The following is a 23,800-nucleotide window of genomic DNA, read 5'->3' as shown; positions in this document are numbered from 1 at the left end:
CAGGGGTGTATGGGCAGAGAGTGCCACCTTTTCGCGGCGCTGGCAGGCGGCCCGGCTTCGCCGGGCAAACAAAAAGCCCTGGCTGGTAAGCCAGGGCTTTTTGGGGGTTACTGCTGTGTCGTTGGTGAGAGATAGGTGAGAGAAAGCTTACCTTCAGGGATTTCAAGACGGATGACGGTGTTTGCGTTCAGTCCCAGCAAATCGATGAGCGGGTTACAAAGGTTAGGAACCAGACTGCATATACCACCTACATTGTTCGAGTTGAGCTTAATATCTCCCCGCACTTCAACGTCAATCGGGACCTTCTCGACATTAAGCAGTTGGATCTGTATGCGGCCATCCGGGAGAAAGGTCACAGGCCCTCTCAGCGTCAGGCGGTCACCACCCAGGTCGTGAATGGGATAGCTGCGCAGGTTATGGTCAAGATAGGCCGGGCCAATGCTCGGGTTGAGGTAAGGTGCATCCAGATAGACGTCCAGAATGAGCTCGAAGGTAAACTGACCCTGATCGTTGGTATAGAGAAAGCCATTCAGCGGTTCCACATTGCCATTGGCATCCCTTGGGTATCTTATGCGCATCATGAGCGGGCCGGTCGGGATACGTTCGTTGGCCTCAATGCCGGTGTTTGCGATATTGAACTGGGCAAACAAATCCAACAACGTAGTATCTATTTTGGCCCACACATCGGTGGATGTGGTGGCTAACACAGAGGGCAGAATTTCCACCGGTACCCGGCCCTGCTCATCCGGCTGTCCTGCTACGATGGTATCGAGCATGGCTGTCAGATAAATGAACTTGTCTTCCGGGCAGCTTTCCCCGACTTCACATCCAATTCCAGCGTCAACAACAAGAGAATCCTGTTGAGGAGGATCCAGTGAGCTGACCCCATTGGATGCCAGGCCTACCGCGTTGGCAACGCTTTCTCCTGCTTGAGAGCCGGCCTCAAGATCTTTTGTATAGTCCAGATCCGCATTGGCATCGGCCGCCGGCAGGTTTCTCAGCGGCAGGTAGGTGGCATTCTTTTTCTCGATGCCGGTGAAGTAGTTCACCAGCGCCGTGCCGCCCTCGGTTCTGTGGGTTGCCTCCCATTTATCCTGGGTGAGCAGGACGGTTTGCAGAGGCAGCCCCGCGGCTGACTCTATCGCGGAGTCATTGGCATTCAGCGTATAGCGGTAAAGCCTGCCTGTCTCCCACGGAACCAGGGGCGTAATGGTCAGGGACCGTGGCTCGGTGGTGAGGGTGTATTCGGAGATATCAAGTTTTTCCCATTGGCCAGTATCCGTTTGCCTTTCAACGGTCAGACTGTCGCCGGGGATGATGGTTTCCGGGTTCATGTTCTGGGAGAAACGGACGATAATGGGCTTGTCGGTTTCGAGTTGACCAATGGGTAGCAGGTCGTCATCGTCTTTGCCCCCGGTACAACGTCCCTGGTTACCATTACTGACATTCGTATCGGTAATATCTTTGGCACAGGGGAACCCCGGGTGGGTTATCAGGGCAAGCGGTGACTGGTCCGTTGGCGTGCCCGGTTCGGTCGGGCTGAGTTGGAAGGGGAGGGCAACCTGGCTGGCAAAGGTGTTTCCGGCCAGATCCCGCAAACCGGACCCGTTTTGCGACGAGGCACCATCGGGATTGAGCCTGAGAACGTAGGCCGGACCATGCTCCAACGGCTCCACGGGATCAATGACAACACTGCCGCCATTGGCTTTCAGGTTCGCATCAACCGGTACTCCATTCTTTTCCAGCTGAATGTTGTCTGAATGGATGGATGAGGGGAGCAGCGGTTCGTTGAAGTAGACCACCAGATTATCGCCCGGGCGAAGCTTGTCCTGATTATCATCCCCGGGCACCCAGCTCTTGATGAAGGGCGCTTCGGTGTCCGCGAAGCCGGCCTGCAGCGGGGCATCTTCGACGTTGCGGAAGCCGTTCAGCTTGAAGGAGATCAGGCCTGAGGCCGTGTCAATGCCCATCACGTCCGGCTCAATAACGCCAACGGCTTCGATGCTCAGCTTGCCGTCCTCGACGATGGCGGTACCCACCAGCTGCACGTGCATGAGCTGCTGGCCAAGGGCACCGTTGGCAATGGTGTTCCCGGTATTGAGGGCCATATCGACGTAGAGTTCGAGCGATCGGGGTGCATCCACTGCATCGGTGTAGGGATTGGGCATCAGGAAGCCATTGGCGTCCGAGAGAAAGCGAACCTCGACGGCGTCGGATTCAAACCCGGCCGGTACGGCACCGGCGACCTTGACCACTACGGAACTCCCGGTCAGCAGGGTGCCCCGGTCGATCCTCAGGGGAATGCTCTGGCCGGCCGCTTCAAATTTGGGAATAAAACCCAGCTCCGCGAACACGGTGCCGGTGACGGCCGTCGGGTTGTCCGGGCCCAGGAGGGGAGAACTCAGGTTCACCGAGTTGTAATCCTCGCCCGTCAGCGGTAGCTGGCCAGACAGGGTTTCAGCAGCCTGGGCCATAATCTGCCGCTTGCCCGTCGGGGAGCGGGAGTCGATCGGGTTGAAGGTCAGTGTGCGATCTTCGGACAGGGCATCATCGAGCAGAGCGCTTTTGATGCCGGTAGTCACTTTCAGGGTATAGGTTTTGGTGGGGTCCAGGTAGCCTTCCGGGTCCACCGTGACCCGGTGACCCCTGACGTATACTTCGGCATTCACCGGTTCACCGGCCTGGTCCGTCAGGCGGATGGTGTCGCCGTAAACCACCGATTGCGGGTCGACGGGCTCGGTAAACTGAAGCCGGAATGTCGTGAAATCCGTGACGGGGTAGTCGCTTCCTCCGTCCGGAATGGTCCGCGCCAGTTCAAATCCGGTGCCTTCGGTCTGGCTCAGAATCGGGCCGGATGTGGCCGGTGCTGTCCTGAATCGGATGCCATCCGCGGTCAGTGACACCGGTGTGCCGCCAACCTCAAGGCCCTCTGCGGTCAGGGTGTAGCTGGTTCCCGGCGCAAGCGCCGTGTCCGGCTTTGCCGCCAGCCCCATCTTGTCTTCACCAGTGAACATCACGTCGGTGAGGGTAACCTCGTTCCCGGTGGCATCCTTCAGGACCAGGACATCGGGAAGGTCAGTCAGCGGTGTATCGATGGACTTGTTGAAGCGCAGGAAGACCGGTGCTGTTGTGGGGACGGTGGACGTGACACCGGGCTGATCGCCGCCGGGGGACGTACTGTCAGCCGGATAGGTAAATGTCAGCGATCCGGGTGTCGGAGCCCGGGTAACGGTCTGCTTGTCTCCGCTACCCCCGCAGCCTGCGAGTGCTGTGGTGACAATCAATGCAATGGTTGTTTTTTTCATGCCGCACCTCTTCAGAATTTCAGCGTAACCGAACCGCTGAACACGTGAATGTCGCCGTCTGCGGTAACGTCTTCTTCATTGCCGTTATAGTCGACAATGGTGAAATCACGCTCTTGCAGCTTCTGGTACTGGTAACCAAGGTCCACGCGAACGGGGTAGGCCAGAAGACGGGTGCGGTTGAATGTGGCGCTTAAGCCAAGCCCGACAGAAATCTTGTCTGTGTCCAGGTAGTTGATTTCCGGGTTTCGGGTGGTTTTCAGAGGGGATTCTTCATAGGCGACGCCGGCACGCAAACTGAAGTTATCGTTCAGCATAAACTCGCCACCGAGACGGGGAATCAGGGTGTCGTCAAACTGCATGCGGGCAGCAGGGGAGAGGCGGTTCTGATCCTTGATGGTGTCGCTGGCAAATTCATCTTCCAGTTCTGACCAGTTCTGTTGTTCTACGCTGCCCCCGATACGCCAGCCGTCACCCTGATACTGGGTACCAATGACCCAGGTTTCCGGCTGAAAGGAGTCGATCGTGGTGACCGCAAGCGCAAGCCCCGGGTCGGGAATCGTCTGGTCGACAATGACGTTTGCGTCGACACTGGTGGAAGCCGATGATTTTGCGCGGTAAGCCAGGGCCGTTTCCCAGCCGCTCAACCAACAGCCGCTTTCAGAGCAGAAGGTTTTGCCCCAGTCGATGGAGGTACTGAGGATCGACTTTACAGAGGGTTCGGCATTGACTGACAGGCGCTCACGCCGTGTCTCACCGGCCAGGTTCGATATCGTATCGAGCTCGGCCGTGGCTTCGAGGGTGACCCTTGCCGAGATGCCGGCATCAATGCCCCGCCAGATATTGGTGGCACCACCGATATTGAGGAACAGGGGTTCCTTGCCATACTCCATGAACTGGCCGCTTTCCGATGTGTTTGAACCGAAGGCCAGCAGTTCCTTGCCATACTTCTCCACTCCCGCGATGAAGCCAAAGTAGATGGGGTGCTTGAAACGGGTCAAGGAAGTAAGATTTGTTTTCATGCCGATCAGCACATGCTGGCTCGGCGAGTCGGCGAGTACGTCGCCATCCCGCAGGGGGCCATCCACTCTCAGTTCCTGTTCTGCATGAAGCAGGCCTAGGGTCAGCTCTCCCCGGGGATCTTTTGTCAGATAAGCCGGGTTATAGTAAGTGGCAGACACCTGATCGTTGAACATAGACAGGGATTGCGCTGTAGCCACGTCGGCTGCCATTACCCCGTAGGTGGTGCCGATGTTGCCCATGCTGGCCTGAGTGGGAAAAGAACCCCCAGCGGACAGAATTGCGATTGCAAGGCAAGAGGTAGGGCCCTTAGTAAAAAGGGGAGTCTTAGGCATTAATATGCTCCGTTTTCTCGTTATTGTTGTCAGTACATCTATACAGCGCTTGTTGAGGCGGTCAGATGCTGTTCAGCAAAAAAGCTTACTTAAACTGTTTTTTCGGAACATTGGCCCTCTTGACGCCACAGATCGTCTTTAACTCAGCCAGGCTTTTTCGTGAGAAAGGTTTTGAAAGGACGTCGCTCAAGTAGATTGCCGAAGCGCTGCTTGTCGAGCTGATGCGCCGGGGAGTCGACCTGGTTACCGCAGAGGTCGAGTCGGCTTACGCCAGCTCGGACGACCCGGTTGAGCGTTTGCGTCTTTGTATCAACGCACATCTGCGAGCCCTGTTGTTAGGTTCGGATGCGGTTTACGTGCTGTTGTTTGAATGGCGGGCGCTGGGCCCGGAGGCTAGTAAGGAAATCATCGAACTGCGTGACCAGTACGAGTCCCTATGGGCCGGTATCCTCGAAACAATGATTGCGCAGGGCGTGGTCCGGAAGAATGTTGACGGCCGTTTGCTTCGCCTGATCGGCCTTGGGGCGCTCAACTGGGTTGCAACCTGGTTCGACCGGAACGGAGTCCATTCACTCGACGCCATTGGTGATTTTATCTGGCAGATCGCTATGGACGGTGTCATCAATAAAGGTGTCCAGGCATGATCTGGATTCGCCGGCATGGACGTACCAGTCAAAGCAACAGCGCTACCGCCAGCAGTCGCTCTGGCAGTGTCCCAGCGATCAGATCGGCAGTCAGTCGGATCAGTTATCGCTGCTGTCCGACAGGTAGGCGCCGTCCTCGTCATGGACTTCCTGGCCGGTCACCGGCGGGTTGAAGGCGCAGATCAGGCGCATGTCCTCGGTGCCACCGTACAGGGTGTGCTTGTCGTGGTTGTCCAGGGCGTAGAGGGTACCGTCGGTAATCTCGTGAACTTCACCCGTGGCGAGGTCCTTGATGCGCCCGTTACCGGCAACGCAGTAAACGGCTTCCAGGTGGTGCTTGTACCAGAAAGTGTGCTCGGAGCCTGCCTTGATGATGGTTTCGTGGAAGGAAAATCCCATTCCGTCCTTCTTGAGCAGCAGGCGGCGGCTGGTCCACTGCTTGTCGCTGACTTCACGCTCGGTACCAATGATGTCCTGAACTTTAACGATTTTCATGGGCGTATCTCATGGTTGGTTGGTCAGAATCGGGTGAAACAACTTTATAGTATAAACATTAGGCATCTATATATTTCAAGTGGCCCTTTCCTCCTGCCACTGGTCATACCCCTCTAGCGCTTCCCGGCTGTCATTGCCCGGTGTGGCCCGCTCCGCACGCCGCGAGAGGCTTAACGTACGCTATTTTCCGTTTCGTGAGGTGGCCCCTTGACACGTGCGTCACCGACTCTGCTGAATCGCGTTCTGCGACGATGGCGGGTGACGCATGGCCTCGCTGGCCGGCAGCGCCGGAGGCGTGGACCTCCGGCGCATCATCAGCGCCGGAACAAGGGCGGCCAGGAAGATCGCGCCGACGATAAAGAAGCTGTCCCGGTACCCCAGCATGTTGCCCTGGCTGTAGATCACGCGGCCAAGATAGTTCATCGCCCCGGCCTGGCGTATCGCCTCCGGCACGCCAGCCTGTGCAAACAAGCCGGTTACTTCGTGCAGCATAGCGGTCGTTGCACTGTTGCCTGCATGCTGTGCCGCCGTGAAGCTGTCTACGTAGAGCTGAGATCGCCGCTCCAGAGCGATGGAGAGCAGGTTGACACCAAACGCCCCGCCGAGTTGGCGCACGAAGTTGATGGCGCCGGAGCCCTGACTGAGTAGCGTCATGGGGAGCGCCTTGAGGGCGCCGGCGTTCAGGCTCGGCATGATGAAACCAAGGCCGATACGCCCCAGCATGATCCACCAGGCGAACAGCCAGAACGAGGTATTGGTATCCACGTTGCTCATAAGAAACGATGACAACGCGAAAATCACAAGCCCAAACATGACCGTGGCATAGGCGGGTGTCCTGTCAGTCAGCCGCCCCGCGATGGGGAAGACCAGGGCCAGAATCAGCCCCGCCGGCATTAGCAGCAGGCCCGAGCGGGTCGGCGTGTAGCCCTGGATCGTCTGGACGAACAGCGGGATCAGGAAGGTCGAACCGAAGATGCCTGCTCCGAAAATGAAGGCCACGACGGAGGCGCCCGCATAGACCCGGTTCGTGAAGAGCTTGAGATTGAGCATGGGTGCGGACGTGCGCAGCTCCCAGACGATGAAGCCGATGCCCGCGACCAGGGCGATGGCGAAGTCGCGCAGGATGGGGTCGGAGATCCAGCCGTCACGCTGCCCGTTCGACAACCCGTTGAGCAGGGTCACGAGAAACACCGTCATCAGTCCAAAGCCGATCCAGTCGAATTTGCGCGGCGGACCGGAGGTTGCGCGCCCCGGCATCAAGATCGCGGCCATAAACAGGCCGATGAAGCAGAAGGGCACGGCCATGAAGAAGACATAGCGCCAGCTGAAGCTGTCGACCATGATGCCGCCAAGCGTCGGGCCAAGCGCCGGGGCCAGCACCACGCCGATGCCGTAAATTCCCATGGCCGACCCGCGTTTCTCCGGCGGAAAGACCTGGAAGATCGTCTGCATGGCGAGCGGCTGGAGGATGCCGGCCGCGCCGCCTTGTAAAACACGGGCCAGGATCAGCACGCCCTCGGCGGGGGCGAGCCCACCCATGATGGAGGCGGCGATAAAGATGGTTATCGCCAACATAAAGGTCGCGCGCTGGCCGAGGGTATCGACCATCCAGGCATTGAGCAGCATGGTCCCGGTCATCGCGGCGAGGAAGCCGGTGGAGAGAAGTTGCGCCTTGTCCTGGCCCATGCCGAAAGCGCCCATGATATCCGGCAGGGCTACATTGACGATGGTGGCGGTCAGGATAGTGGCGATCGTGCCCATCATGACCGTCGCTGTGACCAGCCAGCGATAGGACGGGCCGAAACGGGCGAATAGCCCCTCGATACTGTCCGGCCGGGGCGCGCTAGTCATCGGCTCTCGCCTCCAGCTCCACCATCATACCCGGCTTGAGTTCGCCGCCGTCCTGCTGCACCGCGATGCGCACTGGCAGGCGCTGGGTGATCTTGGTGAAATTGCCGCTCGGGTTGGGGTTGGGCAGCAGGGCGAACTCGCTGGTGGCGGACTGCCCGACGCGCGTGACCCTGCCCTCAAAGCGCCGCCCCGGCAGGGCATCGACAGTGATCATCACGCTCTTTCCCGGCCGGAAGAAGCGGATGTCGGTCTCCTTGACGTTCGCTTCGACACGCACCCGCTCGGGATCATGCACCATCAGCAGGCGTTGGCCGGGGGTGACATATTCGCCCTTGTCCACAAATACCCGGTCCACCACGCCGTCGAATGGCATGACGATGGTGCGATCTTCCAGGTCGAGTTCGGCCTGGGCTTTTTGTGCACGTAGCCGCTGCTCCTCCGGGCCGAGTTCGGCGAGCTGGGTGCGCAGCACCGTGAGTTCCCCGCGCGCGGCTTCAGCCTCGGCCAGGGCGGCGCGGGCATTTTCCAGGTCCGCCTGGGCGCTCAATGTCTGCTGCTTTGCCGTCTCCAGCGCCGCCCGCGTCTGGTCCAGGCGCGCACGGTTGATGGCACCGCTCGGCGCCAGCTTCTCCGCCCGGTCATTCTCCTGTCTGGCAAGATCGAGTTGCGCTGCCGCTGCTGCCAACCTGGCCTCTGCCGCCCTCACCGCTGCCTGTTTGGCGGTAATGCGGCTCTGTGTCTGACGGTCGGTGAGTGCGATGCGCGCTTCGATCTCCTCGCGGCGGCGGGCAATCCCGGCGAGTTGCGCGTCAAGCGCCTCGACACGGAGACGGCTTTCCCGGTCGTCGATCCGGATCAAAACCCTGCCTCTCTGCGCGGCATCGCCATCGGTCACTTCAAGTACCGTCACCCAACCGGGAACCCGGCTGCTCATGGCAACAATGTCGGCGGCGACACGGGCATCCGTCACAACGACATGGGTGAGCTGCTGATACAGCCACCAGCCGCCACCTCCGAGAACGATCAGCGTCGCCAGGATCGCGCCATACCATCGCCATGGCCGAGGGCGGGCAGGAGGTAAAGCCGTCTCTGACTCAGCCTCCCTCTTCTTGTCGGGGGCGGTGCGTAGATCGGTTTCCTGATCGTCGTCCTGGTGTTCCCGGTGGGTCATATGCTGGTTCACGCTCTAGCTCTCATCAGTTTTTGTCCACAGGCTGCATCGCCCTTGGGGTGCCGCCCAGCTTGTCGGCGATCTTCTCGAAGACCTTCAGACAGGTCGCCACCTCGGCATGGGACAGGTCGGATAAGATTTCCGCCCGCACCGCCGCTGTGGTAGCTTCGATCCGTTCCAGAACAGGGGCAGCCTCCGCACGCAGGTGAACCGATTTGGTGCGCCGGTCGGCGGCTTCCGTGCGGCGTTCGATCAGCCCCTCCGCTTCCAGCCGGTCCAGCGCGCGTACCAGGGTCGGCCCCCGCACCCCGACCGCCTCGGCCAATTCACGCTGGGTTGCCGCCTGGGGCAGGCGAGAGAGATGTAACAGGGTCAACCAGCGGGACTCGGTGAGGCCAAAGGTGGCCAGCCGCCGGTCGATTTCGGCGCGCCACAGCCGGGCGACCAGCCCGAGGCGAAGGCCGAATTGTTCCTGATCGTGAAGTGGCTTCGTCATCTCATTGCCTGCATCATTATGTAGCTGTACTATAATCAATAGATAGCTAAGTATCAAATGGCGAGGGATGTAGCCCCGAAGGCAGCACTGTCTAGAGCAGAGGACCGGGAAAGGCGTTCCATCCCGATCACAGAAAGGAGCACCACGATGTACAGGACGATCCTCCTAGCCTATGACGGCAGCCGGCAAGGCCGTGAGGCGCTGGACCAGGGGGCCGAGCTGGCTTCGCTTTGCCAGGCTCGTGTCTATCTCCTCGCCGTCGTCACCCATGAACTGGGTGTCGCGCTCGCTGAAGCGGCGGCACCCTCAGACCTGCCGGAGCGAGAATATCAGGAAGTGCGCCGCGTGCTGACGGAGGGCGCGGAAGCGCTGCGGCGGGCGGGGCTTTCCGTCGACACGCGCCTCGCTGCGGGCAACCCCGCCGAGGAGATCGGCCGAATGGCGCACGAGGTCGGCGCGGATCTGGTCGTGGTCGGTCACCGTGAACAGAGCGCGATGGCCCGGTGGTGGCACGGCTCCGTCGGCGCTTCGCTGCTCGCCCACGCGCCATGCAGCCTGCTGGTGGCCGTTGCGGACCGGTAGTTGTCAAGGAATATGTCGCAGGGTCTTCATCAAGGTCTTCGCCGGCTAGGCTGAGGAGAAAGCCCTTGATTCAGGTGTTAATCGGTTGGCGGCCACTGCTGCGCAGCATGTAACACGCGCAGTATTCGTACCGTCAAGGCATCCTCCTGGTACACGAGGATATAGTTCGACCAGGCGACGAGTTCCCGGGTCCCTTCAACCCGACCAGGGCGGCCTATTGTGGGGAACTCCGGCAGCTTTTCAGCTTTCATCTCGATATCATCTTTTACGCGCTGTGCTGCATCGGGATTGTCATCAGAGATGTAATCGACAATCCCTAGCAGATCGGTACGAGCCAGTTCCAGCCATTCCAGTTCAGGCACGGCGACGCTTTCTGTCGATCAACGCTTGTGCCTCATCCATTACCTGTTGATGAGGAACGGTAGGTCGGGCATCAGCCAGGGCCTCTTTCACTTTATCGCGGAACCAGGCGTCATGGGCTTCCGGATCAGCCGTTAACCCAACGGGCAATCCGCCCTCTTTGGTTACGCGGGTTAGAAGGATGCGGACGGCATCTGATACCGTCAAGCCGAAGCTGGCGAGCTTTTCCGCTGCATCAGCCTTCAGCTCGTCGTCCACACGAACGTGCAGCATTGAAGTGTGAGCCATGATGAATTCTCCGTTTGTCATGCGTAACTCTACTTTGTATCTCAAATGCGATACAGTCAAGCTGTAGATATTAGCAAAATCACTGCGTTTGGTCAGATGCCAGTATTTTATAGATTGTTGACCGGCCTATCTTTAACCTCCTGGCGATCTCCGTAGCCCCCACTCCCTGGCTGTGCAGGGCACGGACTCTATCCTTGTCCACCCTGGGTTTACGGCCAAACTTGACCCCTTTGGCCTTGGCCTCCAGGCGGCCCTCGTTGGTGCGTTCCAGTATGCGCTGACGCTCGGGCTTGGGCCACGGCCGACAGGATGGTGACTACCATCTTGCCCATGATCCCCTCGGTGCTGATCCCATCGTCGAGGAACCGGATAGCCACACCCATGTTGTCGAACTCTTTGATGAGCTGGCCCGGAGTTGCGTCAATACAAGATCGAATAGCACTGGGATGACATTATTCACATTGCCGGTTCGCTCAAACTGGGGACCGTGCAGGCCTCCGTGGGATGCGCTGGAAGCGTAACTGGAAGCGTTTTACCCCAAAGGCGGTGGGCCGGGGGCGCCCACCCATGGGCCTGGGACGAATGTTGCGGCTGTATGTTAGTGGCCCCAACAGTGCTTTGGCTTCTCGGACCAAGGCATCGAGGATGCGATTTACGACAATCAGGCGATCCGGCGTTTCGTTGGCATTGACCTTGGCCGGGAGTCAGCACCGGATGCGACCACCTTGCTCAAGTGTCGCCGATTGCTGGAGCGCGAAGGGCTCACCGGCAAGCTGTTTGAGGCGATCAACGCTCATCTGGCTGGGCAGGGGCTGATGCTACGCGAGGGCACCGTGGTGGACGCGACGCTGCTTGCCGCATCGCCGTCCACGAAAAACCGGGCCAGAAAACGCGATCCGGAAATGCACCAGGCTCGCAGCCTGCTTCACGGCGAAGAAACAGACGTTATGTACCTGTGCTGGGTTGTGTCAGCCAGCGGTTAAGCTAACATCCGGCACAAGCTGATTTTTCTTCTGCTGGCATTGAGCCTGCTGGGGTCCGGATTTGCAGCATTGCCAACACCTGGATCAGCCTGACCGCTGCCAATTGAGAAGACGCGATGAAAAGATATCCTTACGGTTTTTCAGCAGCCTGGGCGCTTACGCTGATGTTCGCGATGGCCAGCCCCACGGTGGCAGCTCAGGCTGCACCGGATGAACAGAAAGAAACCGTTAACTGTGCGTTGATCCGGGACGGCATCCAGCGACTTGCCTGCTATGACGCCCAGAATGACCCCATTGCCGCCAGAAAAGCGGCGGACGAAGACACGTTACAGCAGGCGGATGAGGAAGCCGCTATTCCGGTGGCTGATGATGCCCGGCGGGAGCAGATCGTCAGCGATGCTCTTGAGGACGACTCAGACACCGGTCTGATGACAGCCCTGGTGGATAATTACCTGACCGCGGAGAAGGCAATTTTTTCATTCACCGGCAGTTTTGTGACCCACCGCCCCAACTACATCCTGCCATTCACCTATGTGGACGACCCTAACCCAAGGCCCACCAGCCCGAGACTGGGCCCCGCCGGCTATGACTTCGCTCTGGAAGAGGAAGAGGCGAAATACCAGATCAGTTTCAAGATTCCACTGCTGACTGGCATTTTTGATGATCGAACCACCTTCTGGTTTGGCTATACCCAGCAGTCCTACTGGCAGGTGTACAACACCAAAGACTCCGCTCCCTTCCGTGAAACCAACTACGAGCCCGAGATTTTCTTCCGGCACCGGCTGGACTGGGATCTTGGGCCTGGCACTCTGAGTGCGGTGTCTCTGAGCTTCAATCACCAGTCTAACGGTCAATCAGAACCCCGGTCGCGCAGCTGGAACCGGATCATGGGCACCGCGGCTTACAGCTATGACCGCTGGCTGTTTATGGTTAACCCCTGGTTCCGGCTGCCGGAGAGTGGCAGCGATGACGACAACTCGGATATCGAGAAGTATCTCGGACATGGTAGTTACCACGCGGTTTACAAGCTGACAGAGGACCGCACGTTCTCGCTGAAGCTTTTGAACAATATGCGTTCTACCAATCGGACGTCGGTGGAGTTCGGGTACAGTTTCCCGATGGGGGATACGATGAAGGGCTTTTTCCAGTACTACAACGGGTATGGGGAGAGTCTGATTGATTATAACGAGCGTATCGAGCGGTTTGGCGTGGGGATTCTGCTGAATAACTGGTTCTAGTCGGAGTGTGCCCGGCGCAACTCCACGCTGCCATGCATCAGGTCCGTCAGGCCATGGTGCTGAGTGTTCGCCGGAAGCGGGTCAGGGCCAAGGCAAAAAGGGTACTCCCGATAACGGCGATGGCCAGGAATTGCGGCCACACGGTGGCGAGGCCCGCGCTACGATACAGAATGGCCTGGGCCAGCATTACAAAGTGGGTGTTGGGCGCGGCGAGCATGATGTACTGGACGGCCTCCGGCATGCTCTCGCGCGGCGTCGAGCCCCCGGAGAGCATCTGCAGCGGCAGCAGCACCAGCATCAGCAGCAAGGCAAACTGCGGCATGGACCGGGCGACGGTGCCCAGGAAGATGCCCATCGAGGTGGTCGCGAACAAATGCAGCGCAGTCCCGACCAGGAACAACGCGAGCGAGCCTTCGATGGGCACGGACAGCCAACCCTGCACCACCGCAGTCAGTGCGAAGGCGGTGGCGGCAAGGACGACCAGCGCCATCGCCCATACCTTGCTGCTCATGATCTCGAAAGGCGTGACCGGCATGACCAGCAGATGCTCGACGGTGCCGTGCTCGCGCTCACGGATGAGCGCCGCGCCGGTGAGGACGATGGAGAGCATGGTCACGTTATTGATGACCTGCATGATGGCGCCGAACCACGACTTGTTGAGCTGGGGATTGAAGCGCATCCGCAGCGCCAGATCGACCGGCAACTCCGGAACCTCGCGATAACGCTGCGCGAAGGCGCGCACCTCGTCGGTGACGATGGTCTGGATATAGCCGCTGCCGGTAAATGCCTGGCTCATGCGCGTGGCATCGACGTTGAGCTGGACCGTGGGCCGCTGCCCTGCCAGCAGGTCACGCTGGAAGTTGGGCGGGATGTCAAGAGCGAAGGTGTCGAGGCCGGCATCCATGCGGGCGTCCATCTCGGCCTGCTCGATCACCTCGGGGAGAACAAAGTACGGCGGGTAAAAGGCGCTGACGATGCGCCAGGACAGCGGCGAGCGATCCTCATTCACCACCGCGATCGGCGCCTTGTTGAGGGTCTCCGGCATGGCCGTGGCCGCCGTGTAGACGGAAACGGTGAAGGCGTAGACGATCAGCACCAGCATGATCGGGTCGCGGACAAGGCTGCGCAGCTCCTTGACACCGAGATGGCAAATATTGGCAAGGCGCATAGACTATCGCTCCTGCTTCTTGAGCAGCGCGGCGGACAGCCCGATCAGGACCGGCACGGCCAGCGCCAGTGGGAGAAAGGCGCCATGCAGGTCGGAGAAGTTGAGGGCCTTCGAGAAGGTGCCGCGCGCGATCGTCAGGAAATGCGTGGTCGGATAGACCTCGCCGATCAGCCGGCCCATCCCTTCCAGGGACGAGACCGGGTCGATCATGCCGGAGAAGTTCGCCGCCGGCAGGATGGTGAGCACTGCCGTGCCGAAGATCGCCGCGATCTGGCTGCGCATGAAGGTGGAGATCAGCAGCCCCACGGCCGTGGCGGCACCAATATAGAGCAGCGCACCCACCGCCAACGTCAGGAAGCTGCCCTTCAGCGGCACGCCGAAGACGGTCACCGCGAGCAGCGTGAGCAGCAGGAAGCTCAGGAAGGACAGGACCACGTAAGGGAACTGCTTGCCGAGCAGGAACTCGAGCCGCGTAGTGGGCGTGACGTAGAAGTTGGTGATCGAGCCGAGCTCCTTCTCGCGCACCACGCTGAGCGCCGCGAGCATGGCCGGGATCAGCATGAGCAGCAGCGGGATCACCGCCGGTACCATTGCCACCAGGCTCTTGACGTCCGGGTTATAGCGGAACCGGGTCTCGATATTGACGAGCCCCGCCAAAGCCTCGCCGTAGCCGGCCTCGCGCGCCTTGGTCGCCAGCCAGTGGGCATGAATCCCCTGCACATAGCCGCGGACGGTCTCGCCCCGTGTCGGCATGGCGCCGTCGATCCAGGCGCCGGTCTCGACCCGCCGGCCCCGGGCAATGTCGCGCGCGAAGCCCGGCGGGATCTCGATCGCCAGACTGATGTCGCCTTCGCGCATTCGCCGGTCAAGATCGGCATAATCGGTGATCGGCGGCCGCTCGACGAAGTACCGGGAGCCGCTGAGGTTGAGCGTATAGTCGCGGCTGACGGTGGTCTGGTCGCGATCCAGCACCGCAAAGGTGAGATCCTCAACATCGAGGCTGATCCCATAGCCCATCACGAACATGAGGATGACGCTGCCGAGCAGCGCCAGCGTCAGCCGGATGGGATCGCGGCGCAGCTCCAACCCTTCACGCCGGGCGTGGCTGATCATGCGCCGGGGATCGAACATGCGCCGCCAGCCCTGGGGTTCGCCATGGCCTGCCGACGCGTTAACCGTATCGAGCGACGCTGTTTGCTCCTCTCCGCCTTCGCCCTCCCCCGACGCCTCCTCCAGATGCGCGACGAATGCCTCTTCCAGGGTCTCTGCGCCCCGCTGCTGTACGATATTCGCCGGCGTGTCGGTGACCAGCACCCGGCCCGCATGCATCAGCGAGATGCGGTCGCAGCGCTCGGCCTCGTTCATGAAGTGGGTGGAGATGAAGATGGTCACGCCGTCGCGGCGCGACAGCTCGACCAGCTGGCGCCAGAAGGCGTCGCGCGCCACCGGGTCGACGCCCGAGGTGGGCTCGTCGAGGATCAGCATCTCGGGCTTGTGGATCATGGCGACCGCCAGCGACAGGCGTTGCCGGTGGCCGAGGGGCAGCTGGCCCGGCAGACTGTCCACCACGGCGGTCAAATCGAAGCGTTCAACCATTTCGTCCACCCGCCCTGAAATCTCGGCAGCGGGCACCTGGAACAGCCGGGCATGCAGCTCCAGGTTCTGCCGCACCGTCAGCTCGGTGTAGAGCGAGAAGAACTGCGACATGAAGCCGACTCGGCGGCGGGTCGCGAGGTCGTGCGGGTCCACCTCGTGTCCGAACAGCCAGGCCCGGCCTTCGCTCGGCGGAAGGAGGCCGGTCAGCATCTTCATGGTCGTGGTCTTGCCGCAGCCGTTGGAGCCGAGAAAACCGAAGATCTCACCCCGGGGGACACGCAGGTTCACATGATCGACCGCGATGAATTCGCCAAAGCGCATGGTCAGATCCCGGGCCTCGATCGCGGGGTCGCCATCGTCTGCCGACCGCGGCGGAATCTCGACCGGCCGATAATTGCGGCGCTTGTCTTCCGGCAGCAGCCGGATGAAGGCCGCCTCCAGCGAATCCGCTCCCGTGCTGTGCAGCAGGCCTTCGGGCGTGTCGCTGGCCAGCACCGCCCCACCGTCCATCGCTGCCAGCCAGTCGAAGCGTGCCGCCTCATCCATATAGGCGGTGGCAACCAGCACGCTCATGCCGGGCCGGGAACGACGGATGCCGGCGATCAGATCCCAGAACTGTCTGCGCGAGAGCGGATCGACACCGGTGGTCGGCTCGTCGAGGATGAGCAGGTCCGGATCGTGGATCAGCGCGCAGCAGAGGCCGAGCTTCTGCTTCATCCCACCGGATAGTTTGCCCGCCGCCCGATCGAGAAACGGCTTGAGCCCGGTGGCCCCGGTCAGCACCTCGATGCGGCGCGCCCGTTCGCCGCCGTCATGCCCAAATAGGCGCCCGAAGAAGTCGAGGTTCTCGAACACCGTGAGTGTCGGATAGAGGTTCCGTCCCAGGCCCTGTGGCATGTAGGCGATACGCGGGCCGACTCTGCGGCGATGGCGCGCATCGGCCATATCGCCGCAGAGCACCTCGACTCGTCCTGTCTGGACCGCGCGGGCGCCTGAGATCAGCGCCAACAGACTGGACTTGCCGACCCCGTCCGGGCCGATCAACCCGGCCATGCAGTTTGCCGGGATGTCGATCGTGACCTCGTCGAGCGCACGCGCCTTGCCGTAGCGCAGGGATACATCGCGCAGGCGGGCAACCGGCACGTCAGCCCCCCCGTCATCCTCGATCAGTGTATCTGCCTCCCGGCTCATTGCGGCAGTCTCGTCTGCAGTTCAGGCGGCCAATCCACCCGCGGGTCGAGCCGCACATAGGCCATGCCCGGCAGGCCGGTCTTGACCTGGAGGAGGTGCTCTCTGAGCAGGTCCGGGGCGATCCGCGCCTTGATGCGGAACATCAGCTTCTGGCGCTCTTCTTGCGTCTCCACCGTCTTGGGTGTGAACTGCGCGACGTCCGCCACGAAGGAGATTTCGGTCGGGACCACGTATTGCGGGGCGGCGTCGAGCACGAGCCGCGCCTCGGCCCCGAGCGCGATCCGCCCGGCCTGTTCTGTCGGCAGGAAGAAGGTCATGTACACATCGGTGAGATCGACCATGTTCAGCACCACGCCGCCCGGGGAGAGAACCTCACCGGGCTGAGCGACACGGTACTGGACACGCCCGTCACGCGGCGATTTCAGCACGCTGTCGTCGATATCCGCCTGAATACGCTGGAGGGTGGCCCGCGCCGCTTCCACCGAGGCCTCCGAAGCAATGACATCCGACCTGGCCCGCCCTATGGCGGCTTGCGCGGCCGCCGCCTGCGCCTCCGCGGCGCCGACCGCAGCCTTCGCCGCCGCAGCCGCGGCACGGTCGTCATCGAGCTGCGCCTCGGAGGCGGCATTTTTTGAGGCGAGCTCCCGGGTGCGGGCAAGCCGTTTTTGCGCGGCGTCGAGCTCGGCCTTCCTCTGGGCTATGAGCGCTTCGGCGGCCTGCTTCTCGGCCTCACGCTGGGTCACCAGGCTTTGCGCGGTCTCGATGCCGATGAGCGCCCGTTGCAACTGCGCCTCGGCCTCCCGGAGCTGCGCCTCCAGAACGGCCGTGTCCATTTTCGCCAAGACCTGGCCGGCGCGGACGAAGTCGCCCTCGTTGACCAGGATCTCCCGGATCCGGCCTGCGGTCCTGGCTGCGATATCGATCTCGACCGCCTCGATCCGGCCGTTTCCGGCGGCGAATCCGTCGGGCAAGTCCTGCGGTTGAAAATGCCACCAAGCCCAAACGCCCAGCCCAATGACAATCGCAGCGGCGACGCCTCGAATACCTGCTTTCATGAATTTTTTCACGTCTTGGATTGCTCCACGCCAGTTGGCTCACTCATTCTTGACCATTGAATTCAGGCTGAGCGCGATCTTTGTAGACCCACATCTTAAGCTGTATCTTACGCACGAACCACAGCAATTAGGCTGATCCACATCATTTTTGTCGACAAACAAATATCCGGGCGAGATTCCCAGTTTCCCTATTATCCCAGTTTATAATCATGGGTAGTAACTACGCGGACTGCTCAGAGATAGAGTTTCTATCCATGGGTAGTAAAATGGGTAGTATTGAGCGGCGATGGCTGTGAAAAATACACCAAGCAACTGTTTATAAATGCTTTTTAATTTTTATTCGTCGAGCAGGTGCAGAATCTGGAGTGAGGTATAAGCCGGGGCGATTGGTGCCTCCCCGGCGTTCGTGCGGTTTACTCCGCCGGCTTGATGGCGAGCAGGTCGGTCCGCAAATGCGTCAGCACCTTTTCGGCCGTGTTGCCGATGACACGGGCGGCCAGGCCGGTTTTACCGGTGGTGCCGATGACGACCATGTCGGCCTTGATCCGGTTGGCAACACTGGGAATGATCTTTTGAGCAGGGCCAGATTCGATGTGGACCTGTTCCGGCATCAGGTGCCAGGTGTTGCACAGGTGTTCAATCTGCGGTTTCAGGGCCGCTTCCCGTTTTCTGGCGTGGGCCAGAGGGTCGATGATGTCCAGGTCGGCCAGAACCACCGAGGTATGAAGTGCGTGCACCAGGTGCAGCTCTGTTTCCAGAGCCTTCGCCAGATGCCAGGCGCGATCAATGATGCGATTGTTCAGGGCTTTCTTCACGGGCTTGTCGGAGCTCAGGTCCACCGCCGCCAGGATTGGCCGAGCCTTGTTCCATTTGTTCTCCGCCACCAGCATCACCGGTGACGGGCACTCGCGAATCAGGTGCCAGTCGGTCGGGGTATACAGGAAGGTTTCTGAGCGATGGCCCGTCTTTACCACGACACCAACGTTCTCTTTCTGGCACTGGGCAATTACCCACAGGTGAATGTGCTTTTCCCAGACCGTTCGGGCATGGATCTTCAGATCATTGCAATCGGCCAGCGCCAGCATCTGTTCCAGCCATTTCTGGCGATGTTCCATGAGCGCCTGTCGGGCCCGTTGTTGTACCTCCGGATCGCCCGGCAGTGCATCCAGATATTCATGCACAAACGCCACGACCTCCACCGCTGCGCCCGTTGCCCGGGCCAGTGCCACGCCACGGGCGAGGGCGGTTTGGTCTTTATGGTGGTGATCCATGATGATCAGGAGTTTTTCCATGGCGGTATCCGTTTACTGTGGGTGTTTGCTGCCATACTAACAGCTGAACCCGGGCCGGGATGCGGAGATAAGTCAAACCCCGTATAATTTGCCGCTTTCTGGCCATGCGTGTTGGCCGCAAACTGTTGTTCAGGAGTCTTCAAGCCATGAAGCAGGCCGGTGGGCAGGGTACTCTGTTTGTGATTTCCGCTCCTTCCGGCGCGGGCAAGACCAGCCTCGTGTCGGAAATGCTCCGTCAGGATTCCCGGTTGGGGGTGTCGGTATCCCACACCACTCGCCCGATGCGCGATGGAGAGCAGGATGGCGTGAACTATCACTTCATCAGCCGGGATGAGTTCGAGGCCATGATTGCCCGGGGTGATTTCCTGGAGCATGCGGATGTTTTCGGCAACTACTATGGCACCTCCCAGGTGTGGGTGCGGGAAACCCTCGCTACCGGGCAGGATGTGATCCTGGAGATTGACTGGCAGGGGGCGGAACAGGTGCGCCGGCTGGTTCCGGAATGTGTGAGCATTTTCATTGTGCCGCCCTCGGCTGAAATCCTGCGCCAGCGGCTTGTTGGCCGTGGTACTGACGCACCGGAAGTCATTGAACGGCGGCTGTCGGAGGCGGAGGAAGAGTGCCGGCACGCGGTCGAGTTTGATTACCTGGTGGTCAACGATGACTTTGCGGTGGCTTTAGCTGATCTGCTGGCCATTGTCCGCAGTCAGCGGCTGAAAATGGCCACCCAGCAGGTTCGCCACGGTGAGTTGCTGCGGGACTTGTCCGCTCACGGGTGATGGTGGTTTTCACTGTATACAAATTGAGCCGGGGCCAGTAAACTACGCGGTCTGCTAAATCAGTGATTCTTTTTGTTCGGGGAAGATAATGGCACGAGTTACCGTTGAAGATTGTCTGGAAAACGTAGATAACCGATTCCAGCTGGTCATGCTGGCCACCAAACGCGCCCGCCAGATCGCCACCAAGGGTGCCGAGCCGATGGTTGCGGAAGAGAATGATAAGCCGACCGTTATTGCCCTGCGTGAGATTGCAGAAGGCAAGGTGACCCGCGATCTTCTGCTGGAAGAAGACGACGACTGAGTTCGTCCGGTCGCCGGCGATGCGTAAAAATACGTGCCGGTAACTGAGAAGCATTGAAATCTGCCTCCGCAGTTTTATAGTGTAACTATAGATCCTGCCAGGAAGGACAACGGAAGCCCGGATGCACGCATTCGGGCTTTTTTGTCCCCGGTACACTGACAACGATGGAGGCGCGGTGGTCGCAGCAGAGGCAACGGTAGAAGAACTGGCCAGAGAGCTCAGTTCCTACCTCGATACCAATCGCATCAATCAGGTGCGACGGGCTTACTATTACGCCGAGCAGGCCCACGAAGGCCAGATGCGTAAAAGCGGCGACCGTTATATTACCCACCCCCTGGCTGTGGCCGGAATTCTTGCCGACCTCCGGCTCGACCATCAGAGCCTGATGGCAGCCATGCTTCACGATGTCATTGAAGATACCGGCATTCCAAAAGATGCGCTGGCGGAACAGTTTGGAGAGGATGTGGCCGAGCTGGTAGATGGTGTCTCCAAGCTGACCCAGATTGAGTTCCGCTCCCGGGCGGAGGCCCAGGCGGAAAACTTCCAGAAGATGACCCTGGCCATGGCCAAGGATATCCGGGTGATTCTGGTGAAGCTGGCGGATCGTCTGCACAACATGCGCACCCTTGGCCCAATGCCGTACGAGAAGCGCCTGCGTATCGCCACTGAAACCCTTGATATCTATGCGCCCATTGCCAATCGCCTGGGCATGCATTCCATCTGTACCGAGCTTGAAGATCTGGGCTTTTCCTCACTCTATCCCATGCGCGCCAAGTACATTTCCAAGGCGGTGGAGAAGCTTCGTGGCAGTCACCGGGAGATCATTGAAGACATCCGGGGAAAGCTGCAGGAAAAGCTGGAGGAGCGTGGGCTTCCGGGCCGCATTCTGGGGCGGGAGAAACACCTGAACTCCATTTATAACAAGATGAAGTTCAAGCAGAAATCCTTCCATGAAATCATGGATGTGTATGCGTTCAGGATTATTACGGATACCGAGGACAACTGTTATCGCATACTTGGCGCCGTACACAGTCTTTACAAACCCCTGCCCGGGCGTTTCAAAGATTACATTGCCATGCCCAAGTCGAATGGCTATCAGTCCATCCATACCACCCTGTTCGGCATGCACGTGAACATCGAGATCCAGATCCGGACCGAGGAAATGGAGCACATTGCCAACAATGGTATTGCTGCCCACTGGATGTACAAAAACGAAGCCTCCGGCGTGACCACCATCAATCAATCCCGGGTAGAGCGGTGGGTGAAGGGGCTCATGGAAATGCGCGAACGCGCGGATGATTCCATGGAGTTCATTGAACACGTCAAGGTTGACCTGTTCCCGGACGAGATCTATGTGTTTACGCCCAAGGGCCGGATCATGGAGCTGCCAAGCGGGGCCACCCCGGTGGACTTCGCCTATGCAATCCATACCGATATCGGCAATGCCTCTGTGGCGTGTCGGATCAATCGCAATCTGGCATCTCTGAGTCAACCGCTGCAAAGCGGGCAGACGGTGGAAATCATCACCGCGCCTGGCGCCCGCCCGAATCCTGCCTGGCTCAGCTTCGTGGTGACCGGCAAAGCCCGAAGCAGTATCCGGCATGTGCTGAAAACCCGTAAGCGGACCGAGTCCATGGAGCTGGGTCGCACCCTGCTCAAACGTTCGCTCAAGGGTTTTGGTGCCAAACTGTCGGATATCAGCGATGCCCAGAAACAGGCGGTGGTTAATCACAACCAGGTCAACAGCTTTGATGATCTGATCAGCGATATTGGTCTGGGTAACCGTATGGCCTATCTGGTGGCCCGTCAGTTGGTGTCCGGCAATGACGTGATGGACGCGCCGGCCAACCTGGAAAACGCCCCGGACAGCAAGCAGGGCGCCGTCACCATACGCGGCACCGAAGGGCTCTTGGTACGCTTTGCCAATTGTTGCAAACCCATTCCCGGGGACCCGGTGGTTGGTGTGATGGACTCCGGCAACGGCATGGTGATTCATTCAGATACCTGTTCCCGCCTGCCGGAGGACGATGAAGGCCGTGCCCGGCTGACCCACCTGAAGTGGGCCAAGGACATTACCGATGAATTCTCGGTGGAGCTTCGGGTTGAACTGGAGCGCCAGCGCGGGGTGATTGCCGAAGTAGCGAACGCCGTTGCCATGGCAGACGGAAACATCGAGCGCATCAGTGTGGAAGACCAGAACGCGCGCTTCGGCATCGTCAGCCTCGTGGTGCATGTGAATGGCCGCAAGCATCTGGCGCGGGTGATGCGCAGGGTCCGGAACATTCGTGCAGTGACCCATATCGGCCGGGTTCGGCACTGAGACCTTTGCGTGGTTGACAGTGGCTACGCCCAAAGGTGACGATTGGCGTTTTGGAAAAGAGGAAATTGCAGGTCATGACCAACAAATCTGTTATCCAGACCGAAAACGCCCCTCAGGCGATTGGTACCTACTCTCAGGCTGTTAAAGCCGGGGACACCGTGTATCTGTCTGGCCAGATTCCGCTGGACCCGGAAACCATGGAAGTGGTGGCGGGCGACTTTGCCGCCAAGACCCGTCAGGTGTTCGAGAACCTGAAAGCCGTGTGTGAAGCGGCCGGTGGCGAGCTGAAGGACATCGTCAAACTGAATATCTACATGACGGACCTGGCCAACTTCGCCACTGTCAACGAGATCATGGCCACCTATTTCCAGGAGCCGTATCCGGCACGCGCCGCCGTCGGTGTAGCCGCGCTGCCGAAAGGCGTTCCGGTGGAAATGGAAGCCGTTATGGTGCTCAGCTAAGCGTCAGAGCTTGCTGATCATCTCCCGGTACCCCGCCCGATAGTCGGGGTACCGGAATTCAAAGCCACTCTGAAGCAGTTTTCGATTACTGCAGCGCTTGCTACCGGCCCGCCCGCCTTTACGGGCGCCTTCCACCGGGGCTTTGCACGGCACCTGAGTCCGCACCCAATCAACCACCTCATCCAGCCGAACCGGCTCGCAATCACTGGCGACGTAAAGTGGCTCCAGGTCCTCACCGTTCAGGGCTTTTTGCGCAAGCCATGCCACAGCGTTGGCGGCATCCACTTCGTGTATGCGATTGCTGAAAGGCGCGGGTGGTTGGGGATTCATGCGGCCTTCCAGGACTTCCTCAAGAAAACGCTGACGGCTGGGGCCATAAATGCCACTGAAGCGAACAACGGTGGCTGGATGCCCGCTGTTCAGGGCGGTACGTTCGCCCTGGAGGATTTGTTGACCAGTGAACCGGTCCGGATCGGCAGGGCTGTTCTCATCGACCCAGCTGTCATCATTCTGCGCAAAGACGCTGGTGCTGCTGATGAAGATCAGCCGTTTGAGGGATTGCTCACCGATGACGTTGAGCAGGTTCTTGAGGCCAGTGACATAGGCTTGATGATAACCCTCTTCGTCATAGCTGGATGGCGTCAGGCAATAGACGACGATGTCCAGGTGTTCCGGAAGCTTGCCAGCCATGGATTCCGGGTGGGTCAGATCTGCCCCGATCCCGGTCACTCCCTGGGGAACCCGATCCGGGTTGCGGCGCAGCCCGTATACATCTCCGGCGCCCAGCAGAACCGTGGCAATGTCACCTCCGAGCTTGCCGCAGCCCGCCACCAGAATTTGTGCCTTTTGCTTGTCATCAGTCATTGCCATAG

General features: G+C 59.9%; 20 protein-coding genes and 2 pseudogenes. 8 read left to right on the top strand and 14 right to left on the bottom strand.

The features are described 5' to 3' along the window. Positions 1-107: 107 nt before the first annotated feature. On the bottom strand, positions 108-3,305 hold the full coding sequence (locus Q674_RS24340) for an Ig-like domain-containing protein (RefSeq protein ID WP_023008021.1): 3,198 nt from the start codon (positions 3,303-3,305) through the stop codon (positions 108-110). Between the two features lie 11 nt (positions 3,306-3,316). Further along, positions 3,317-4,657 (bottom strand): alkane uptake protein AupA, encoded by a 1,341-nt coding sequence (aupA, locus tag Q674_RS24335; protein WP_031209721.1) that lies wholly within the window; start codon positions 4,655-4,657, stop codon positions 3,317-3,319. A 221-nt stretch (positions 4,658-4,878) separates the two neighbouring features. On the opposite strand from aupA, the gene Q674_RS24330 reads away from it, so the two are divergent. Continuing rightward, positions 4,879-5,301: a TetR/AcrR family transcriptional regulator C-terminal domain-containing protein gene (locus Q674_RS24330; protein ID WP_023008019.1), complete on the top strand. Its 423-nt coding sequence runs from the start codon at positions 4,879-4,881 to the stop codon at positions 5,299-5,301. A gap of 99 nt (positions 5,302-5,400) precedes the next feature. Here Q674_RS24330 and Q674_RS24325 read toward each other — a convergent pair whose 3' ends face one another. The 4 genes from Q674_RS24325 to slyA all read right to left on the bottom strand — a co-directional run bounded on the left by Q674_RS24325 (position 5,401) and on the right by slyA (position 9,314). Further along, positions 5,401-5,796, bottom strand: coding sequence for an ectoine synthase (locus Q674_RS24325; RefSeq protein ID WP_011784156.1), 396 nt, complete (start codon positions 5,794-5,796; stop codon positions 5,401-5,403). Between the two features lie 219 nt (positions 5,797-6,015). Further along, positions 6,016-7,647 carry a DHA2 family efflux MFS transporter permease subunit gene (locus Q674_RS24320; RefSeq protein WP_011784157.1) on the bottom strand — a complete coding sequence of 544 codons (1,632 nt, stop codon included), beginning with the start codon at positions 7,645-7,647 and terminating at the stop codon, positions 6,016-6,018. Next, on the bottom strand, positions 7,640-8,830 hold the full coding sequence (locus Q674_RS24315) for an HlyD family secretion protein (protein ID WP_198324799.1): 1,191 nt from the start codon (positions 8,828-8,830) through the stop codon (positions 7,640-7,642). The genes Q674_RS24320 and Q674_RS24315 overlap by 8 nt, the downstream gene beginning before the upstream one ends. Positions 8,831-8,843: 13 nt before the next feature. After that, positions 8,844-9,314, bottom strand: a complete 471-nt coding sequence (gene slyA, locus Q674_RS24310; RefSeq protein WP_011784159.1) for a transcriptional regulator SlyA — start codon at positions 9,312-9,314, stop codon at positions 8,844-8,846. Between the two features lie 147 nt (positions 9,315-9,461). On the opposite strand from slyA, the gene Q674_RS24305 reads away from it, so the two are divergent. Beyond that, a complete protein-coding gene (locus Q674_RS24305; RefSeq protein ID WP_011784160.1) occupies positions 9,462-9,896 on the top strand; it encodes a universal stress protein in 435 nt (144 codons plus the stop codon). 77 nt (positions 9,897-9,973) lie between these two features. Here Q674_RS24305 and Q674_RS24300 read toward each other — a convergent pair whose 3' ends face one another. The 3 genes and pseudogenes from Q674_RS24300 to Q674_RS24290 form a co-directional block, all read right to left on the bottom strand. After that, complete coding sequence (locus tag Q674_RS24300) at positions 9,974-10,258, bottom strand: type II toxin-antitoxin system RelE/ParE family toxin (RefSeq protein ID WP_011784161.1); 285 nt, start codon at positions 10,256-10,258, stop codon at positions 9,974-9,976. Next, positions 10,251-10,544, bottom strand: a complete 294-nt coding sequence (locus Q674_RS24295) for a type II toxin-antitoxin system RelB/DinJ family antitoxin (RefSeq protein WP_011784162.1) — start codon at positions 10,542-10,544, stop codon at positions 10,251-10,253. Before Q674_RS24295 ends, Q674_RS24300 begins: the two co-directional genes overlap by 8 nt. A 79-nt stretch (positions 10,545-10,623) precedes the next feature. Beyond that, positions 10,624-10,951: pseudogene (locus Q674_RS24290) on the bottom strand (helix-turn-helix domain-containing protein); the annotation flags it as partial. Positions 10,952-11,048: 97 nt separating this feature from the next. On the opposite strand from Q674_RS24290, the pseudogene Q674_RS24285 reads away from it, so the two are divergent. Both Q674_RS24285 and Q674_RS24280 read left to right on the top strand, forming a co-directional pair. Further along, positions 11,049-11,461: pseudogene (locus tag Q674_RS24285) on the top strand (transposase); the annotation flags it as partial. Between the two features lie 230 nt (positions 11,462-11,691). After that, positions 11,692-12,765 (top strand): phospholipase A, encoded by a 1,074-nt coding sequence (locus Q674_RS24280; protein WP_036149235.1) that lies wholly within the window; start codon positions 11,692-11,694, stop codon positions 12,763-12,765. 46 nt (positions 12,766-12,811) lie between these two features. Here Q674_RS24280 and Q674_RS24275 read toward each other — a convergent pair whose 3' ends face one another. The 4 genes from Q674_RS24275 to Q674_RS24260 all read right to left on the bottom strand — a co-directional run bounded on the left by Q674_RS24275 (position 12,812) and on the right by Q674_RS24260 (position 19,067). Further along, positions 12,812-13,933, bottom strand: coding sequence for an ABC transporter permease (locus Q674_RS24275; protein ID WP_011784164.1), 1,122 nt, complete (start codon positions 13,931-13,933; stop codon positions 12,812-12,814). Positions 13,934-13,936: 3 nt separating this feature from the next. After that, the gene (gene rbbA, locus Q674_RS24270; RefSeq protein ID WP_023008018.1) at positions 13,937-16,720 is read right to left on the bottom strand and encodes a ribosome-associated ATPase/putative transporter RbbA; all 2,784 of its coding nucleotides are present in this window, start codon (positions 16,718-16,720) and stop codon (positions 13,937-13,939) included. Beyond that, positions 16,717-17,775: an HlyD family secretion protein gene (locus Q674_RS24265; protein ID WP_023011591.1), complete on the bottom strand. Its 1,059-nt coding sequence runs from the start codon at positions 17,773-17,775 to the stop codon at positions 16,717-16,719. The genes rbbA and Q674_RS24265 overlap by 4 nt, the downstream gene beginning before the upstream one ends. Before the next feature lie 413 nt (positions 17,776-18,188). After that, positions 18,189-19,067, bottom strand: a complete 879-nt coding sequence (locus Q674_RS24260) for a universal stress protein (RefSeq protein ID WP_014420403.1) — start codon at positions 19,065-19,067, stop codon at positions 18,189-18,191. Between the two features lie 146 nt (positions 19,068-19,213). On the opposite strand from Q674_RS24260, the gene gmk reads away from it, so the two are divergent. The 4 genes from gmk to Q674_RS24240 all read left to right on the top strand — a co-directional run bounded on the left by gmk (position 19,214) and on the right by Q674_RS24240 (position 22,928). Continuing rightward, entirely contained in the window at positions 19,214-19,846 is a 633-nt protein-coding gene (gmk, locus tag Q674_RS24255; protein WP_011784167.1) for a guanylate kinase, read from the top strand. An 88-nt stretch (positions 19,847-19,934) separates the two neighbouring features. After that, positions 19,935-20,147: a DNA-directed RNA polymerase subunit omega gene (gene rpoZ, locus Q674_RS24250; protein WP_011784168.1), complete on the top strand. Its 213-nt coding sequence runs from the start codon at positions 19,935-19,937 to the stop codon at positions 20,145-20,147. 175 nt (positions 20,148-20,322) lie between these two features. Continuing rightward, positions 20,323-22,467, top strand: coding sequence for a RelA/SpoT family protein (locus tag Q674_RS24245; protein ID WP_031209712.1), 2,145 nt, complete (start codon positions 20,323-20,325; stop codon positions 22,465-22,467). A gap of 74 nt (positions 22,468-22,541) precedes the next feature. Continuing rightward, positions 22,542-22,928: a RidA family protein gene (locus tag Q674_RS24240; protein WP_011784170.1), complete on the top strand. Its 387-nt coding sequence runs from the start codon at positions 22,542-22,544 to the stop codon at positions 22,926-22,928. A gap of 3 nt (positions 22,929-22,931) precedes the next feature. Here the strand turns inward: Q674_RS24240 and Q674_RS24235 are convergent, their stop codons facing one another. Next, positions 22,932-23,798 carry an NAD-dependent epimerase/dehydratase family protein gene (locus tag Q674_RS24235; RefSeq protein WP_023008015.1) on the bottom strand — a complete coding sequence of 289 codons (867 nt, stop codon included), beginning with the start codon at positions 23,796-23,798 and terminating at the stop codon, positions 22,932-22,934. Positions 23,799-23,800: the final 2 nt, after the last annotated feature.

The sequence above is a fragment of the Marinobacter sp. EVN1 genome, assembly GCF_000475375.1.
Classification (GTDB): domain Bacteria; phylum Pseudomonadota; class Gammaproteobacteria; order Pseudomonadales; family Oleiphilaceae; genus Marinobacter; species Marinobacter nauticus.
Note: the sequence above shows the minus strand (reverse complement) of the source record. Positions and strands in the feature narration are given on the sequence as shown.

Coding starts and splice junctions, on each gene's coding strand:
- Q674_RS24280 (WP_036149235.1), top strand. CDS start 11,692: ATGTTCGCGATGGCCAGCCCCACGGTGGCAGCTCAGGCTGCACCGGAT.
- Q674_RS24235 (WP_023008015.1), bottom strand. CDS start 23,798: ATGGCAATGACTGATGACAAGCAAAAGGCACAAATTCTGGTGGCGGGC.
- Q674_RS24340 (WP_023008021.1), bottom strand. CDS start 3,305: ATGAAAAAAACAACCATTGCATTGATTGTCACCACAGCACTCGCAGGC.
- Q674_RS24330 (WP_023008019.1), top strand. CDS start 4,879: ATGCGCCGGGGAGTCGACCTGGTTACCGCAGAGGTCGAGTCGGCTTAC.
- Q674_RS24265 (WP_023011591.1), bottom strand. CDS start 17,775: ATGAAAGCAGGTATTCGAGGCGTCGCCGCTGCGATTGTCATTGGGCTG.
- Q674_RS24320 (WP_011784157.1), bottom strand. CDS start 7,647: ATGACTAGCGCGCCCCGGCCGGACAGTATCGAGGGGCTATTCGCCCGT.
- gmk (WP_011784167.1), top strand. CDS start 19,214: ATGAAGCAGGCCGGTGGGCAGGGTACTCTGTTTGTGATTTCCGCTCCT.
- Q674_RS24260 (WP_014420403.1), bottom strand. CDS start 19,067: ATGGAAAAACTCCTGATCATCATGGATCACCACCATAAAGACCAAACC.
- Q674_RS24240 (WP_011784170.1), top strand. CDS start 22,542: ATGACCAACAAATCTGTTATCCAGACCGAAAACGCCCCTCAGGCGATT.
- rpoZ (WP_011784168.1), top strand. CDS start 19,935: ATGGCACGAGTTACCGTTGAAGATTGTCTGGAAAACGTAGATAACCGA.
- Q674_RS24305 (WP_011784160.1), top strand. CDS start 9,462: ATGTACAGGACGATCCTCCTAGCCTATGACGGCAGCCGGCAAGGCCGT.
- Q674_RS24325 (WP_011784156.1), bottom strand. CDS start 5,796: ATGAAAATCGTTAAAGTTCAGGACATCATTGGTACCGAGCGTGAAGTC.
- Q674_RS24295 (WP_011784162.1), bottom strand. CDS start 10,544: ATGGCTCACACTTCAATGCTGCACGTTCGTGTGGACGACGAGCTGAAG.
- Q674_RS24275 (WP_011784164.1), bottom strand. CDS start 13,933: ATGCGCCTTGCCAATATTTGCCATCTCGGTGTCAAGGAGCTGCGCAGC.
- rbbA (WP_023008018.1), bottom strand. CDS start 16,720: ATGAGCCGGGAGGCAGATACACTGATCGAGGATGACGGGGGGGCTGAC.
- aupA (WP_031209721.1), bottom strand. CDS start 4,657: ATGCCTAAGACTCCCCTTTTTACTAAGGGCCCTACCTCTTGCCTTGCA.
- slyA (WP_011784159.1), bottom strand. CDS start 9,314: ATGACGAAGCCACTTCACGATCAGGAACAATTCGGCCTTCGCCTCGGG.